The organism is Belliella aquatica (assembly GCF_014637795.1).
Taxonomy (GTDB): domain Bacteria; phylum Bacteroidota; class Bacteroidia; order Cytophagales; family Cyclobacteriaceae; genus Belliella; species Belliella aquatica.
Map to the genome: position 1 here is coordinate 62,241 of NZ_BMFD01000001.1, position 14,727 is coordinate 76,967.

Annotated in this window: 14 protein-coding genes; 6 read left to right on the forward strand and 8 right to left on the reverse strand. The window is 36.9% G+C overall.

Going from position 1 to position 14,727, the window contains the following annotated elements; genetic code table 11:
- Window positions 1-10: 10 nt before the first annotated feature.
- Both IEV57_RS00265 and IEV57_RS00270 read right to left on the reverse strand, forming a co-directional pair.
- On the reverse strand, window positions 11-2,338 hold the full coding sequence (locus IEV57_RS00265) for a M1 family metallopeptidase (protein WP_188438417.1): 2,328 nt from the start codon (window positions 2,336-2,338) through the stop codon (window positions 11-13).
- 53 nt (window positions 2,339-2,391) lie between these two features.
- Window positions 2,392-2,973 (reverse strand): HupE/UreJ family protein, encoded by a 582-nt coding sequence (locus IEV57_RS00270; RefSeq protein ID WP_188438418.1) that lies wholly within the window; start codon window positions 2,971-2,973, stop codon window positions 2,392-2,394.
- Between the two features lie 96 nt (window positions 2,974-3,069).
- Here IEV57_RS00270 and IEV57_RS00275 point away from each other — a divergent pair, with 96 nt between their 5' ends.
- Window positions 3,070-3,558 (forward strand): DUF6702 family protein, encoded by a 489-nt coding sequence (locus tag IEV57_RS00275; protein ID WP_188438419.1) that lies wholly within the window; start codon window positions 3,070-3,072, stop codon window positions 3,556-3,558.
- Between the two features lie 13 nt (window positions 3,559-3,571).
- Here the strand turns inward: IEV57_RS00275 and IEV57_RS00280 are convergent, their stop codons facing one another.
- Window positions 3,572-4,132 carry a 2'-5' RNA ligase family protein gene (locus IEV57_RS00280; protein WP_188438420.1) on the reverse strand — a complete coding sequence of 187 codons (561 nt, stop codon included), beginning with the start codon at window positions 4,130-4,132 and terminating at the stop codon, window positions 3,572-3,574.
- A 130-nt stretch (window positions 4,133-4,262) separates the two neighbouring features.
- Between IEV57_RS00280 and IEV57_RS00285 the strand changes: the two genes are divergently transcribed.
- Window positions 4,263-5,177 carry a universal stress protein gene (locus IEV57_RS00285; RefSeq protein ID WP_188438422.1) on the forward strand — a complete coding sequence of 305 codons (915 nt, stop codon included), beginning with the start codon at window positions 4,263-4,265 and terminating at the stop codon, window positions 5,175-5,177.
- A 258-nt stretch (window positions 5,178-5,435) separates the two neighbouring features.
- Here the strand turns inward: IEV57_RS00285 and IEV57_RS00290 are convergent, their stop codons facing one another.
- Window positions 5,436-6,809 (reverse strand): exopolysaccharide biosynthesis polyprenyl glycosylphosphotransferase, encoded by a 1,374-nt coding sequence (locus IEV57_RS00290; RefSeq protein WP_188438430.1) that lies wholly within the window; start codon window positions 6,807-6,809, stop codon window positions 5,436-5,438.
- Between the two features lie 205 nt (window positions 6,810-7,014).
- Between IEV57_RS00290 and IEV57_RS00295 the strand changes: the two genes are divergently transcribed.
- The gene (locus IEV57_RS00295; protein ID WP_188438432.1) at window positions 7,015-7,683 is read left to right on the forward strand and encodes a class I SAM-dependent methyltransferase; all 669 of its coding nucleotides are present in this window, start codon (window positions 7,015-7,017) and stop codon (window positions 7,681-7,683) included.
- Here IEV57_RS00295 and IEV57_RS00300 read toward each other — a convergent pair.
- Window positions 7,680-8,855, reverse strand: coding sequence for a hypothetical protein (locus IEV57_RS00300; RefSeq protein WP_188438434.1), 1,176 nt, complete (start codon window positions 8,853-8,855; stop codon window positions 7,680-7,682). The two genes, IEV57_RS00295 and IEV57_RS00300, sit on opposite strands and share 4 nt — an antisense overlap.
- 106 nt (window positions 8,856-8,961) lie before the next feature.
- Between IEV57_RS00300 and IEV57_RS00305 the strand changes: the two genes are divergently transcribed.
- Window positions 8,962-9,423, forward strand: coding sequence for a GlcG/HbpS family heme-binding protein (locus tag IEV57_RS00305; protein ID WP_188438436.1), 462 nt, complete (start codon window positions 8,962-8,964; stop codon window positions 9,421-9,423).
- Here the strand turns inward: IEV57_RS00305 and IEV57_RS00310 are convergent.
- On the reverse strand, window positions 9,416-9,898 hold the full coding sequence (locus IEV57_RS00310; protein WP_188438438.1) for a cupin domain-containing protein: 483 nt from the start codon (window positions 9,896-9,898) through the stop codon (window positions 9,416-9,418). The genes IEV57_RS00305 and IEV57_RS00310 overlap by 8 nt on opposite strands.
- The gene (wecB, locus tag IEV57_RS00315; protein ID WP_188438440.1) at window positions 9,895-10,989 is read right to left on the reverse strand and encodes a non-hydrolyzing UDP-N-acetylglucosamine 2-epimerase; all 1,095 of its coding nucleotides are present in this window, start codon (window positions 10,987-10,989) and stop codon (window positions 9,895-9,897) included. Before wecB ends, IEV57_RS00310 begins: the two co-directional genes overlap by 4 nt.
- 183 nt (window positions 10,990-11,172) lie before the next feature.
- Between wecB and IEV57_RS00320 the strand changes: the two genes are divergently transcribed.
- Window positions 11,173-11,838 carry a hypothetical protein gene (locus tag IEV57_RS00320; RefSeq protein WP_188438442.1) on the forward strand — a complete coding sequence of 222 codons (666 nt, stop codon included), beginning with the start codon at window positions 11,173-11,175 and terminating at the stop codon, window positions 11,836-11,838.
- 12 nt (window positions 11,839-11,850) lie between these two features.
- On the forward strand, window positions 11,851-13,545 hold the full coding sequence (locus tag IEV57_RS00325; RefSeq protein ID WP_188438444.1) for a capsule assembly Wzi family protein: 1,695 nt from the start codon (window positions 11,851-11,853) through the stop codon (window positions 13,543-13,545).
- Window positions 13,546-13,557: 12 nt separating this feature from the next.
- On the opposite strand, the gene IEV57_RS00330 is transcribed toward IEV57_RS00325, so the two are convergent.
- Window positions 13,558-14,697: a BamA/TamA family outer membrane protein gene (locus IEV57_RS00330; RefSeq protein ID WP_188438446.1), complete on the reverse strand. Its 1,140-nt coding sequence runs from the start codon at window positions 14,695-14,697 to the stop codon at window positions 13,558-13,560.
- Window positions 14,698-14,727 lie beyond the last annotated feature (30 nt).

The window sequence follows — 14,727 nt, forward strand, 5'->3', positions numbered from 1 at the left end:
GATTTTAAAATTATTTTCTCTGTGCTCTTTTCATTGGATTGTCACCAGAAGAAACACCTCTAGCGCCACCAGCACTTTTGAATAATTCAAATCTACTCGGTGTGAATGTTCTCGGCCAGTAGTTATTCGACTCGTCAATATCAGCTGTTTCTCTGAATGGATCTAGCACAATACTTTTGACTTCTTTCTTCTTGGCAAATACCTTAGAAACTTCGGTTTCATTCAATCTCCAAATCTCAGCAGGAATACGATCTACTTCAGAAGTTCCGTCTGTATAGTTAAACTGAATAATCAAAGGCATCACTAGGCCACCTACATTTTTAAACTTCATTTCATAGAAATTCAAACCACTGTTCAATAGATCTTTCTCTTGCTGACTTAATCTAGCCATAAAATCTTTATAAGCTTTTTCATCATCAGGAGTTACTGAGAATGGATTATAACTATTGTAAAAATCTCGTGTAGCAGGATCAGCTTCTAAGACAGTTTGCTCAATGTCTTTTGCATTGTAGGTCTTAGAAACATAACTTTCTTCTCTATCAAACGCCTTCTTTGCGTCTGCTTTTTTCTCAGCTGGAGTTCTATTGTCTAGCTTGTACCAGTTTACTGCCTCTAAAGAGATGTCAACAGGGTCAGTACCAAAGAACCAACCTCTCCAAAACCAATCTAAGTCCACACCCGAAGCATCTTCTAGTGTTCTGAATAGATCCTCAGGAGTAGGATGCTTAAACATCCATCTTTGAGAGTATTCTTTGAATGCATAGTCAAATAGCTCTCTGCCCATAATTGTCTCTCTCAAAATATTCAAAGCAGTGGCCGGCTTGGCATACGCGTTTGGTCCAAATTGGATGATATTTTCGGAATTGGTCATGATCGGCTCAAGTAGACTTTGATCACTTCTCATATATGAAGCAATTTTGTGTGCTGGACCTCTACGAGATGGGTAATCTCTATCCCACTCTTGCTCTGCCATAAACTGCATGAAAGTATTCAATCCTTCATCCATCCAAGACCACTGTCTTTCGTCAGAGTTGACAATCATTGGAAAGTAATTGTGTCCTACTTCGTGGATGATTACTGAGATCATCCCGTATTTCACAGCATCTGTATAGGTACCGTCAGCATCTGGACGACCATAGTTAAAGCAAATCATTGGGTACTCCATCCCGTTGCTTGCTTCTACAGAAATTGCAACAGGATAAGGGTAGTCAAAAGTTTTAGCTGAATATGACTTCAGTGTATGTGCTACTACTCTAGTAGAGTATTGCTCCCAAAGTGGATTTCCTTCTTTTCCATAATAAGACATTGCCATCACATCTTTTCCGCCTTGCTTCACAGCCATAGCATCCCAGATGAACTTTCTAGAAGAAGTCCACGCAAAATCTCTTACATTTTCAGCATGAAAAATCCATGTTTTCTTATCTTTTGATTTTCCTTTTTCTAATCGCTCTGCTTCTGCCTGTGTTCTGATCACAACAGGCTTATCATACGACTTCTGCGCTTGTTCCCAACGTTGTAACTCAGTTGCTGAAAGTACTTCTTCAGGGTTTTGCAAAACACCTGTTGAACCCACCATATGGTCAGCCGGTACAGTAATTTTCACTTTATAATCACCAAAAGTCAATGCAAATTCACCTCTTCCTACGAATTCCTTGTTCTGCCATCCTTCAAAGTCAGAATAAACAGCCATTCTTGGAAACCATTCAGCCATGGTGTAAAGGTAGTTTCCGTCTTTTTCGAAAAACTCATATCCTGGACGACCGCCGATAAAACTCATTCTATCGTGAATATTGAAAGACCAATCAACAGTAAATTCAAACTTTTCGCCTGACTTCAATGGCTGAGGAAGGTCAACGCGCATCATGGTGTTGTTTATTGTCACCGAAACATCATCCCCTGACATGGTTTTTACAGAATTGATTTTGTATCCTAAATCCTGATCATGCCAAACGATCCCTTCTAATTGTCTCATGGACATTCTAGAGTTGATGCTGCTTTGTGCCATTTTTGGGGTTCTTGAGTCTGCCGCTCTTTCATTTTGATCTAGCTGAATCCACAGATAAGTCAGTTGATCTGGAGAGTTATTGAAATAAGTGACTTTCTGCCAACCTTTGATAGATTGATTGTCATCATTCAACTCCACTTCAATTTCATGATCCGCCTTTTGCTGCCAATACATGTGCCCTGGAGCCCCTGAAGCAGTTCTGTAGACATTTGGAGAGCGAAGCATCGTTCCCATTTGTTCGAATCTTTCCGCATGATTTCTTTCACTTCGCTGAGCAAAAGAAGAAACGGAACACATCAAACCTAATACGAGGAGTGTAAGTATTCTTTTCATAGAGTTAATTTATAGTTTAATGACCATTTTGGTCGTATTATTTTTATTTGAATCTACCAATACTTGGTATCTAACATCATCATGATAGACATACCCAAAACTATAGCTGAAATGGTGATTGTCCATTCTTTTCTATTGACCCCAATGAGGCCAACGATAAGCGATGATGCTATCAAGAAAATGGCAACTATGGCCAATTGACCAACTTCTAATCCAATGTTGAATGCGAGTAGAGGTTGAAATATCGAAGCTTCTCTTCCTAGTAAAGACCTTAGGTAATTAGAAAACCCAAGTCCGTGAATCAATCCAAAGAAAATAGCAAAGATGTAATTGATTTGAATTCCTCTGCTATTGCTCGGTTTAGGCTTGAATACATTTGCCAAAGCAGTAATTGCAATAGTCACAGGAATCAGGAATTCAATAAGGTTTGAATTTACCTTGATTAGATTTAATGTAGCCAAGGCAAGAGTAATGGAATGACCTATTGTAAATGCTGTTACGAGTATTAGGATTTTTTTCCAATCTCGGGCCAAGTATATCGCACAAAGTGCGATTACAAAGAGAATATGATCAAAACCCTTTAGATCAAGTATATGTTTGTATCCTAATTCAAAATACAGTTGAAATTGACTCATTTATGCTGGGTGCTTTTAGAATTTATTTAATATCAATATTTCGGGATTGTAAGTATAATGCATAATTTGCACAAAAAGTAGAAATAAAGATTCCAAATGATACATTATTACATTTTCACATTAATTCTAGGATGGAAGGTATTGTTTCACCCCTTCTATATCAGCCTTACCGATATCAGGTACAATGATGGTGAAAAGACGATTGAGATTGCACAAAAGATATTTTGGGATGACTTAGAGAGAGGACTTGGAGAAGAGAATAATGCTAAGGTTGATTTCCTTAACCCGAGTTCTCCAGAAAAGCTTAAAAAGATGCTTGAAGCTTATGTCTTAAAGCACAATCAAATTACAGTCAATGAAAAAAAAGTCACGCTACATTTTTTAGGATATGAGATTGAAGATGATGCCACTTGGATATATATTGAAGGTAGAGACGTGGGATTTCCTAAAACAGTAGAAATCGCAAATACGATATTGATAGAGCCATTTGAAGAGCAGCAAAATATTGTGAACTTCTACATCGGAAAAAAACCAAAGAGCCTGATTCTTTTCAAGGACAAGACTTTTGGAAACTTGAATTTTTAATGAAAGGCAAATATTAATCTACGCTTTCTCCTAAAGTAATATTCGATAAAACCACCCATCTCCCTTCGACTCGTTTCAAAATAGATAAGCTTTTTACGTCGAGTCTACCTTTGAATTTCTTTGACTTGATGAATTGCCAATATTCGTCAAACAGTCTTTCTTTGATGTCTTTGAAAGCTACGGTCATATGAGGGGTGTAATTTGAGTCGCTCAACTCTTTTACCAAATTCAATTCCCTTTTACAATATTCAGCAAGTTCAGATTGAAGGGCGTTCAGCTCCTTATTTGGCTTGGTTTTGATAAATATTACACGCTTTCCAAATCTTCCAAAACCATCAAAACCTAAAGAAAAAGCTTCTTTCCCTTTCAAAAAACTACCTATTTTATCAATTAGATCACCTTCTTTCGCTTCATTCCAGCTGAATGGCATTTTAACGGTAACATGGGCTGGCGATTTTAAGGCGTATTTGAGCCCAAAAACCTCTTTCAACTCTTCCTTTACTTTTGTCGAATCGTTTTGAACATCGCCGAAAGGAACGATTGCAATAAAATATTTACCGAAATTTTTTGCCATTTGACACAAATATATTTGAATTCGTACTTCTAACCAGTTATTTCAAGAAGATAAAAAGGATATTTAGATTTTATAGTATACTTTCTCAAAGCAAAAGATTAAATTTAGGCAGCATTCAGATAATAGAAATATGAAGAATTTTGAAAAAGCAATGATAGGTCTTGACATGACTGAAATGGACGAAATCCTGATAAAAAAGGTGGCCTATATCAGTCAAATCATGAAATTCAAAAAACTATACTTGATTCACGTAGCAAAAGACCTTTCTCTACCTGAAGAAATCAGAAAAGCCTACCCCGATCTTCTTGCACCGATGGATGAAACAATACAGGCGGAAATCAAGACTTTGCTCAAAAATGAAAAAGAGCTAGATCCGGCTATAGAAATAGAAATTTTAGTACTCGAAGGCAGTCCATTAGAAACCTTCCTTAGAACGGCCAAAATTAAGGATGTAGATCTCATTATTATGGGTCGGAAATTCGAGCTCGATGGTAGCGGAACGCTATCAAAGACTATGGCACAAAAAGCACCTTGTTCGGTTCTTTTCCTGACAGAGACTGGCCCAATAGCTGTCCCGCAAAAAGTGATGATTCCTTTAGACTTTTCCGAACACACGCATCTTTCTTTCGAGTTTGCAGATAAATTACATAAAGAGCTACAAACAGAAATTGTAGGATTACATATTTATGAAGTCCCTACAGGGTACTATAAAACGGGAAAATCATTTGACGAATTTGCTGCGATTATGGAGGAGAATGCTAAAAAGGATTATGAAAAATTCTTAAAGAAATATAATCATACCCCTTTTGAATGCCTGTATCTCCTTAAAAAGAATGGCAATACAGGTAGGCACATCATACAAACAGCAAAGGATCATAGCATAAACCTTATCCTGATGGGAAGTAGAGGTCGAACCAACTCTGCAGCTATACTACTAGGCAGCACAGCTGAAAAACTCATCAATCTCAATAATGAAATCCCGATGATTATCTTCAAAAATAAAGGGGAAACCATGAGTTTTTTAGATGCTTTAATGAAGGTATAAGCCGTGTCCATATTCAACAAAAAAGAGAGATCCCGTAATGAAGGATCTCTCTTTTTTATGCTTTACAACCAACTCAATTGAGTTTATTCTCTATAACAGCTAGCTCACTAGTTATCTTTTAAATAATCTAAATTCTGTTTTTGGAATATTTTGATCGGCGAGCTATTGACTCTTGTGCGCCGGGAGGTAGTTGAAAATTATCTACAAGGTTATTTTTGGTAAAATTGCATCCTATACCATTCTGGAAAATCAATTATTTTAATAGGCGTTTTCTCTGTTATAGATTAATTCTATTACTGTCCTGATACAGATATTAATGTCCATCCAGATTGTCCAATTTTGGATATAAAAAGAGTCAAATCTAACCCTAGATTTGATTTGTCTTAGGTTTTCAATTTCCCCACGATAACCTTTTACTTGTGCCAAGCCCGTAATCCCCGGTTTGATTTTGTGTCTTGAATTGTACTTTTCTACTTGAAGTTGAAATGTTTGATTCATTGGAATCGTATGTGGTCTTGGGCCAACTATTGACATGTCTCCAATCAATACATTCAAAAATTGCGGCATCTCGTCAAGGGAAGTATTTCTCAAGAATGCACCAATTCGTGTCACACGAGGATCATTTTTGGTAGCTTGCTTTGTATCCGCATAATCATTGGGGGTCATAGATCTAAACTTCAGACATTTGAAAACTTGATTATTGACTCCATTTCTCTCCTGAATGAAAAATATCGGTCCTTTAGACTCTAACTTGATCAAGATCCCTACCAATGGAATCATCCAACTTAGAATAAATACCAAAACAAAAAGTGAAAAAACGAGATCAAAGACCCTCTTGAAAGCACGATTCATGGCATTATCCAAAGGGATATCATTGACATTGATAACAAAAAACTCCCCATATTTAGAAAAGGAAAGATTCTTTTCCAATTGCAAATTGCCATTAGGAATGACCTTTACTTTGATATATTTATCGTCGGCATAGTCCATTACCTTTTTGATAAAACCCGAGTCAAGACTTTCACTCACATAAATCAAATCTAAATCTAAATCTTTTGCCTCTTCAAAAAATTGAGGTAGACCACCTCTGACATTAATACTTCTATTATCTAAATCATCATAAAAGCCAAGAAAATTAATCCCAAAATCTCTCCTTTGCTTAAAGACTTGCGACAGCTTAGTGCTCACACCACTTTTGCCTAAAATAATGGCATTTCTATAATTTTTCCCTTGGATTCTATACTGCTTTAGCGCTAAATGTACACCCACTCTAAATAGACCCAAAAACATTACTGACGTAACAGCAACTCCTATGAGGAAAAAAATACCCAAGGGGTGTTCTTGTGTTGAAACCCAGAAAATAGACATCAAGCCCATTAACCAAATCAAAGATTCGGGAAGCTGCTTCAGGGTAAAGCCAACCTCAGTAGTCCTTCCTATTTTATAATCTTTCCTACCAACTGATATAAGCAACCAAAAAAGAAGAAAATAACCATATAGAGCTAGGTTGATTTCTGGATAATCGATAAAATAACTGAACAGGACAGCCGTCACGGTGAGTCCGATCGCGAGTACTAAAAGATCCCCTAGAACAAAAAGCCATGGGAAATATTTGTGAAAACGTCTTTTCATAAAAATTGATAAGCCCTACGAATCAAATAACGAGATTTGACTTGGGTTAGATTCCTTTATTTAATCGATTATATGAACTTTTACCTTCAAATAATTAAATTTGAGTGTAAAATTAAAAAAGATTTACAAAGCAGTATTACATTTGAGGTAATTAATTATTTACTTCTCAATATTTCTGCCAAAGCTTTAAAAGGCAATCTTGCCCATGTCAAAAATCAAACACCTATTAAGTCCTTCTGACAATCCCGAATCTATCGGGAATAAGTTCAGAAGTAGACGTTTTTTTGTATTTGAAAGCTTAATTAAAGAAAATTTTCCAATTGGCTCTGAGCTAAATATCCTAGATGTAGGTGGCGCTGCATATTTTTGGAAGGACAAGGATTTTTTAAATAAATACAATGTTAAAATTATTTTACTCAATTTAGAAGCCTCAGAAACAGGACATCCTCAGCTGAAATCAGTTATTGGAGATGCGACTGATCTGTCTGAATACGAAAATGAAACATTTGACTTGGTGTTTTCCAATTCTGTTATTGAGCATCTTTATACTTGGGAAAATCAAGTCAAGATGGCCAATGAATGTGTTCGCGTAGGTAAAAAACATTTTATCCAATCACCCAATAAGCATTTTATCATAGAAGCTCACTATACGCTTCCTTTTGCACAATATCTCCCAAACAAACTCCTATTTGACATTCTTACAAAAACCAAGCTTAGTCAGACCCGAAAGTGGGATCCTGATGCAGCCAAGCAATATCTTGAGGAAATCAGGTTACTAACCGGAACTGAAATGAAAATGCTCTTTCCAAATTCTAAGATCTATAAAGAGAAGTTTCTTGGTATGACCAAATCATTTGTTGCACATAATCTTTAATCTTTTTCTCTCAATTCATAAATATAATAGCACTGATACTCTTTTTCAAAATCATGTATTTCGGCTTGATCTCCGTATTGTAAGTATCTGTTGGGTCCAACATTAAGCTGAATTTTTCCAGGTAAATTCCATTCAACAGGTTTCCCTACTTGCTTTCCATCTTTGATATAGAAATAGTATTTTTTTCTAGATTCTGTTTCTAATCTCTGTTGCTCCTCACTTGGATTCTCAAAAACCATATTTAGATCAGAACCTGTTCTATAGCCAATTAATATCTCATCACCATAACCTGTAATCTCAAAGAAAGCACCACCAAATTTGACGTTGTTTCCTCTATGCTCTTGAACAGCGGCTCTTGTAGCTTCTTCTAGAGGAACAGTTATCAACTTATTCGGCGTGATTCTTTCCAAGTTGATCTTATTGACAATCTTGAAATTGTCATTAGGATCCATTTGATACAAGATAGAATCACCCCACATCATACTAGAAATTGAAGTAGAATTTAAATCAGAAAAGTAGATAGGATTATCCATAAAAGGAATAAAAACTCCTTGCTTGAAAGCACTGCTTTCATCAATTTTTCCACCCTTTTTAATTTCGCCTGTCTTGACATTCTGCAAATGAACCATATTCAGGGTATCAAAATAATCCACTGGATAAGTTTGTAAAAATGCATCATTCATATTCACAACGGCAGAAATATTCCCATCTTTGGTTTTGAAAGTGCTTAAATTATCTCGAGTGAAATTGATCAGTTTAAACCGAATCCCTTGCTCAAATGGAAAGCTCCTTTGAACTTTCAGATTCAAATCATAAACGAAGGTTTTCCCATCTGTAACCACCATAATCTCATCCCCTACAAAACCAACCCTAGCGGTTACTAACCCAAAAGCATCAGGCCCCTCTGCTAGTGTATTCTCTGCTACAATTTGTCCTTTTTTGTCAATGATCATAAACCTACCCTCCATACTCATCTGAGGAATGATCAAGTACAGCTTCTTTTCGTGATGATAGTCTAGAATATGGACAGTCTTCAAAATATCGATGACTAAGGAATCCACTTTTACAAATTCGAATTCTTTATTTAAATCAGAGTTTGAAGAACTTCCTCCACAGGAGTAAATACCGATGATGAAAGAAGAAATCAAAAGAAGCAAAAGGAGTTTTTTCATAATCAAACCTATTTCTTATTTAGTTAAAAATCAACTAAAGTAGACTTTATTTTATATATAGAAATTAATTCTGAAATTGAATTTTAATTATCAAACCCTCTACATCATGAAGAATATTTTCACTACACTTTTACTCGGTATTTCATTGTTCACTTTGGTCCAAGCCCAGACCCAGCCCTATCTCAATCTGGAAAATGCCACAAAAATTGCTGATGCGGCGCAGGAGAAAGCCATTTCCGAAAACTGGAATGTAGTCATTTCGATTCTTGATCAAGGAGGAAATTTGATTTTGCTGAGAAGAATGGATGGCACACAAATCGGAAGCATTGAAATCGCGCAACTCAAAGCCAAAACTGCTTTTGAATTCAAACGCCCTACAAAAGCATTTGAAGATATGATCAAAGGCGGTGCTGTACATTTGACTACCATGCCTATCACAGCTGTGGAAGGAGGCCTTCCAATCTTCAAAGATGGAATCATCATTGGATCCATCGGGATATCTGGAGTGACATCCGCCCAAGATGGCATCATCGCTGAGGCTGCGCTAAAAGCTACAGGATTTATGTAAGTATTTGGATAATTTCTTCGTGCTCGGGAAATTTTGGCAAGAGCTCTTCTTTACTAAAAAGTTTAAAATCTTCAAAATTAAATCCTGGTGCAACGACACAAGAAACTAAGGAGTAAGAATCATACTCATCTACTGTAGACCCAAAAATCACCCCTGCAGGAACCATCTGTTGGGGCCTATTTTCTTCACCGGCAGGACCCACTTTTATCTTTTCATATTGCCCACTTTCATCAATCACGTGCACTGTCAATGGTGATCCTTCATGATAAAACCACATTTCGTCACTCTTGATCTGGTGAAATTTCGAAATATTGTCAGAGGTCAACAAAAAGTAAATTGAAGTCATGATACTTCGTTCTCCAGAAGCAGTGTTAACTCCTAAATCAGATCTGTATATCTCTTTATAAAACCCTCCTTCTGGATGTGGCCTCAAATCCAATTGAGCAACCAACTCATCTATTCTAAACTTACTCATCCGTATAATTCCATAATTTTATCCACAATTCGCTCAGCTGTCTTTCCATCCCAAAGCGGGATTCCTTGATAGGATTTCCATTTCCCTTTCATTAATTTTTCCATAAAAGGTGCTAAGTTTTGAGGATTTGTACCAACCAATTCATTTGTGCCCAAGTGTATGGTCTCCGCTCTTTCTGTATTGTCTCTCAAAGTCAAACAAGGTACGTTCATCACGCTTGCTTCCTCGGTAATTCCTCCAGAATCAGTGATCACTGCAAAGGCATTTTCCACCAAGTAATTGAACTCCAAATAACCCAAAGGATCCACAAGGTGCAAGTTGGAATAGGCAATTCCAAGATTCACCAAGCTCTTGGCAGTTCGAGGATGAACAGGGAAAATAATCGGCATGTTATTACTCCCTTCAATAATTGCATCAATCATTGCTTTAAGTTGCCCTTCCTGATCTACGTTGGCAGGTCTGTGCATCGTGAGTACGAAGTATTTTTTAGCTTCCAAAGCGTCAAATACTACTCCTTCTGGTTTTTGGAATTTTGATCTGTTAGCCAATAGTGTATCGATCATGGTATTGCCTACATAATGGATCTTTTCTTTGGCAAACCCTGCTTTGTGTAGATTTTCATTTGCTATCTCCGAGGTGGTAAAGAAATGATCACAAATGCTATCTGTCACCATTCTGTTGATCTCCTCTGGCATTGTCAAATCCCCAGATCGTATTCCCCCTTCTACATGGGCCACGTCAATGCAAAGCTTCTTGGCAGTGATCGAGCAAGCCAAGGTAGAAGTCACATCACCCACCACAATCACCAAATCTGGTCTATTGGTTTCCAGCTCTTTTTCAAAAGCAATCATCACAGCAGCAGTTTGCTCCGCCTGAGAACCTCCCCCAGCAGCTAAGTTGACATTAGGTTCAGGAATGTTCAATTGATCAAAAAAATCACCTGACATTTTTTTATCATAATGTTGACCAGTATGCACTAATCTAAACGAGATTCTAGCTCCGTCCTTTATCTGCGCCTTAATCGCATGTATGATTGGGGCTATTTTCATAAAATTAGGTCTAGCACCTGCTACCAATGTGATCTTGATCATATTAAATTTACATTATTTCGAATAGCTAAATTAGCTATAAATGATGGGGAGACAAAGCCCCACAAATTCGGATTATTGAACTAGAATTAGACATTTTGTAGATTAATTTCGTTTATTTGTAGGCTAATTGAAATCCAATTGCTTGTTTTTTAGGTATGTGGATTCAATCAAAAGATTTGTAGCATGAGAGTTAATTATAAAAAACCATTTCTTAATTATTTTTTCGGGTTCATCATTCTTATTTCCGCAGGTGCTTGCCAAGATGAATTACTTGGGGAAGAAAAGATATACTCAAATAATTTTAATCAGTTAGACCTTAGAAATTTCAATAATTCGAGACTTTTTGTATTTGAAAATGATACGATTATGGGCTTTTACCATAATGAAGAGGTGTGGGTAAAACTATACGATATTCCACCACACAGTGCTTTAAAAATTACTATTGAAGTTTTGGCCCATGACAGTTGGGATGGTAATTTGGATGATGGGGTCTCTGGACCTGATTATTGGTACTTTAAGCTTGATGATGAAGAGGTTTATCGAACCACATTTTCAAATAGTGTTTGTGTTTCCACATATTGTTTAAGGCAATCCTATCCAGAGCAATTTTTCAAGCAAAATTTTCCAAAAGAAGGTGCAGTCCAAACCAACCTTCCTGGGCTATGCAGTACTGCTGGGGTACCAAACAACACAACAAGATATTCCATCACCAAAACATTTCGACATTTTCAAGACAGCGTGAAAATAACAATGGGAGATGAATTGATGCAAACTAACGCATTCAGTCCACTCTGTGATGAAAGTTGGTCAGTGAGTAAAATTGAAGTAAGTGCAATGACGGTAAGATAAGTAGGTTAGGGTATGAAGACATTAATTAAAATCAATTTTGTATTTCTATTTATTCTCTTGGTTTTAGGAGAATTGACTGCACAAACACTTCCACTTAATACACCGGGGATGGAAGAATATATGAGAAGGAAACAGCTTCTTGGAGAATTAAATATAAACAGTTCGTTTTCTATACGCCCGCTATACCCTGCGCAAGCTTTTGATCGATATACCGGCTTAGATTTAGACAGTACTTTTAATGATTTTGATACCTCGGCAACGAACAGAAGGTTTGGAAAGAAAGATCAAGGCACCTTTTTATTAATGCCGATGACCATTTTGAGTCAATACAACTCGGATCTTACTTTCGGTCAGAATGACGGAGCTATGATTCCAAATAAGGGAATGCAAACCTTATACAGCCTTGGCTTTTTTGCGAGTTATGGGATTTTTAGCATTCAATTCCAGCCTGAGCTTATTGTCGCTGAGAATAAGGAATTTGTAGGGTTTCCGATAGAACATCAGTCTACAATCCTTTATTATTATGAATATCTGAATCGAATCGATATGCCAGAGCGATTCGGAACAAGCAGGTATCGTAAGTTCCTTCCGGGGCAATCTAGCATAAGAATCAATCCTGGTGCTTTCTCTATTGGTCTATCTACAGAAAATCTTTGGTGGGGACCTGCAAAAAGATCTTCCTTGATTTTAAGTAACAATGCTCCCGGCTTTGCACATTTGACCGTCAATACAAGAAAACCAGTTGAAACTGCCATTGGCCATTTTGAGGGACAGGTCATCGCAGGTCATTTAAATAGTACCAATTACGAACTTCCTCACCAAGACTATATTTTTCAGCAAAATACAGTTCACATTCCTAAAAGAGAAAATGGTGAGAGATATCTCTCAGGTTTAATATTAACCTATCAACCTAAATGGGTACCAGGACTTTCTTTGGGCTATGCTTCTACCAATCACATGTATCGCGCTGATATGGATGAACTGAAGGATTACTTACCGATCTTTAATGGTGAGAAAAAATTCGGTCAGGTAGAAAATGAAAAAAGAGATCAAAGACAACAATTCAGCTCAGGTTTTTTTAGATGGTTGAGTCCAGAAGGACACTTTGAGTTTTATGGAGAATACGGCACTAACGGAAATAGCAGAAGACTCATGGATTTTTTGGTCACTCCTGAAAGAAATCGCGGTTTTACTTTCGGATTCAGCAATATGTTCCCACTCAAAAAACAAGAACAATACATTCAACTTAGTGCTGAGATGACTCAAACTGGTCAAACTATCCGAGAAAGTATCCGAAATTTAGACACTTGGTATATTCATGATCATATTAGACACGGCTATACCCATCAAGGACAGGTTTTGGGTATGGGTTATGGACCTGCTGCAAATGTAAATTGGCTAGAAGTCAGTTGGGTGAAAAAATACAATAGAATTGGATTCCAATTTGAAAGAATCGTGTACAACAATGACTTTTATTACTTCCGAATGGAAACCTCGAAAGACTGGAGAAATAAGTATATCGACCTTGTTCCAGGATTATTTGCAGATTGGAGATTTGGAAATCTACTTTTGAGTGGAAGCCTACAATATGTGAATACCTTGAATTACAAATGGTACCTTGAAAATGATCCAGATTTTTACTTTGTACCAGGAGATGATAGAAAAAATGTAATGGGAAAAATTGGCCTTTCTTACATTTTAAAGTAGGATTAAGTTCGTTTAAAGCACTTCATTCAGCCCAAAATAAAAGGCTCGCTGATCTCCAAAAGCAATATCTATCCTGATATTGAGTCCTTCGGGATTCAACTTGTAACGAAATCCAAATCCAGCACCATATTTCATTCTATTGACACTAAATTGACTTAGTTGGCCACTTACTTGGCCTGCGCTCCCAAAAAACACCATTCCGAAATTTCTATAAATCGGTAATCTATATTCTGCCTGATGTACCACGGCATGCCGATCTCTGTACCGACCTTCAAAATAACCCCTCATCAAATCACTCCCTCCAATCAATGAAACATGCTGAAAGGGTGGATTTCCTGTTGTAAAGCTCCAATAACTTTGAACAGCCAATACCTGATTTTTATAAGGGTTGAGATACTTTCTCAAATCCAAGGTATACTGATTGAAAGTGAAATTACTTCCCAAAAAATCCTGAAAACTCATCCATGAAGCACTATTGTACCACCCAGTTTTTGGTTGGAAAATATTGTCTCTCGTATCATGATTCAAAACCAATCCTAAACCAGAAAGCCGCTGACCATCAGAACCAGCTACCTCAGCCCTGTCTAAAATCCCTCCCATTTCCTTCTTATAAATATCATCGATACGGAATTCATACCTCGGACCAAGATAAAGTCCTTTGACTATTTGCCTTTCGTAGTTGACATGAAAATAGGCATAACGAGTGGAGTAAAACTCTTCATTTGTTACATCAAGTTCATTTCCAATTCCATAAAATTTGAATGGGTAATCCGTCAACTCTAAACGGGCATTAATGTATTCCTTATTTTCATTGGCCCATAGCTCAAGTTCAGTAGTGAAAATCGCTTGATTGTTCAAAGTATAAAGAAAAGTAATAGGCAAAGATGAAGGACGCAAAAGTGGATTTGTGTCATTTTGATATCTGAAAATCCGGATTGCTCTAGCTCCCAAGCCAAGATTCGTCTCAGGAGAATAGACTACCGCAGGAATAAATGACCACTTCTCTCCCGAAATCAAGTCCACTGTTTTATCAGCAAAATCAAACAGCTTTTCAATCACTCCTGATTTAGAAGTTGAATCTGTTTCTACAGCAACCTGAGCATAAAGTGTGGTGCTTATTATAAATAAAAAAGCTGCCAATGTAATTTTCATCGGCAGCAAAGTTAAGCTATGAATTCTTTC

Excerpts from the sequence above, each read along its gene's own strand:
- IEV57_RS00265 (WP_188438417.1), bottom strand. The coding sequence starts at position 2,338 with ATGAAAAGAATACTTACACTCCTCGTATTAGGTTTGATGTGTTCCGTT.
- IEV57_RS00270 (WP_188438418.1), bottom strand. The coding sequence starts at position 2,973 with ATGAGTCAATTTCAACTGTATTTTGAATTAGGATACAAACATATACTT.
- IEV57_RS00275 (WP_188438419.1), top strand. The coding sequence starts at position 3,070 with ATGATACATTATTACATTTTCACATTAATTCTAGGATGGAAGGTATTG.
- IEV57_RS00280 (WP_188438420.1), bottom strand. The coding sequence starts at position 4,132 with ATGGCAAAAAATTTCGGTAAATATTTTATTGCAATCGTTCCTTTCGGC.
- IEV57_RS00285 (WP_188438422.1), top strand. The coding sequence starts at position 4,263 with ATGAAGAATTTTGAAAAAGCAATGATAGGTCTTGACATGACTGAAATG.
- IEV57_RS00290 (WP_188438430.1), bottom strand. The coding sequence starts at position 6,809 with ATGAAAAGACGTTTTCACAAATATTTCCCATGGCTTTTTGTTCTAGGG.
- IEV57_RS00295 (WP_188438432.1), top strand. The coding sequence starts at position 7,015 with ATGTCAAAAATCAAACACCTATTAAGTCCTTCTGACAATCCCGAATCT.
- IEV57_RS00300 (WP_188438434.1), bottom strand. The coding sequence starts at position 8,855 with ATGAAAAAACTCCTTTTGCTTCTTTTGATTTCTTCTTTCATCATCGGT.
- IEV57_RS00305 (WP_188438436.1), top strand. The coding sequence starts at position 8,962 with ATGAAGAATATTTTCACTACACTTTTACTCGGTATTTCATTGTTCACT.
- IEV57_RS00310 (WP_188438438.1), bottom strand. The coding sequence starts at position 9,898 with ATGAGTAAGTTTAGAATAGATGAGTTGGTTGCTCAATTGGATTTGAGG.
- wecB (WP_188438440.1), bottom strand. The coding sequence starts at position 10,989 with ATGATCAAGATCACATTGGTAGCAGGTGCTAGACCTAATTTTATGAAA.
- IEV57_RS00320 (WP_188438442.1), top strand. The coding sequence starts at position 11,173 with ATGAGAGTTAATTATAAAAAACCATTTCTTAATTATTTTTTCGGGTTC.
- IEV57_RS00325 (WP_188438444.1), top strand. The coding sequence starts at position 11,851 with ATGAAGACATTAATTAAAATCAATTTTGTATTTCTATTTATTCTCTTG.
- IEV57_RS00330 (WP_188438446.1), bottom strand. The coding sequence starts at position 14,697 with ATGAAAATTACATTGGCAGCTTTTTTATTTATAATAAGCACCACACTT.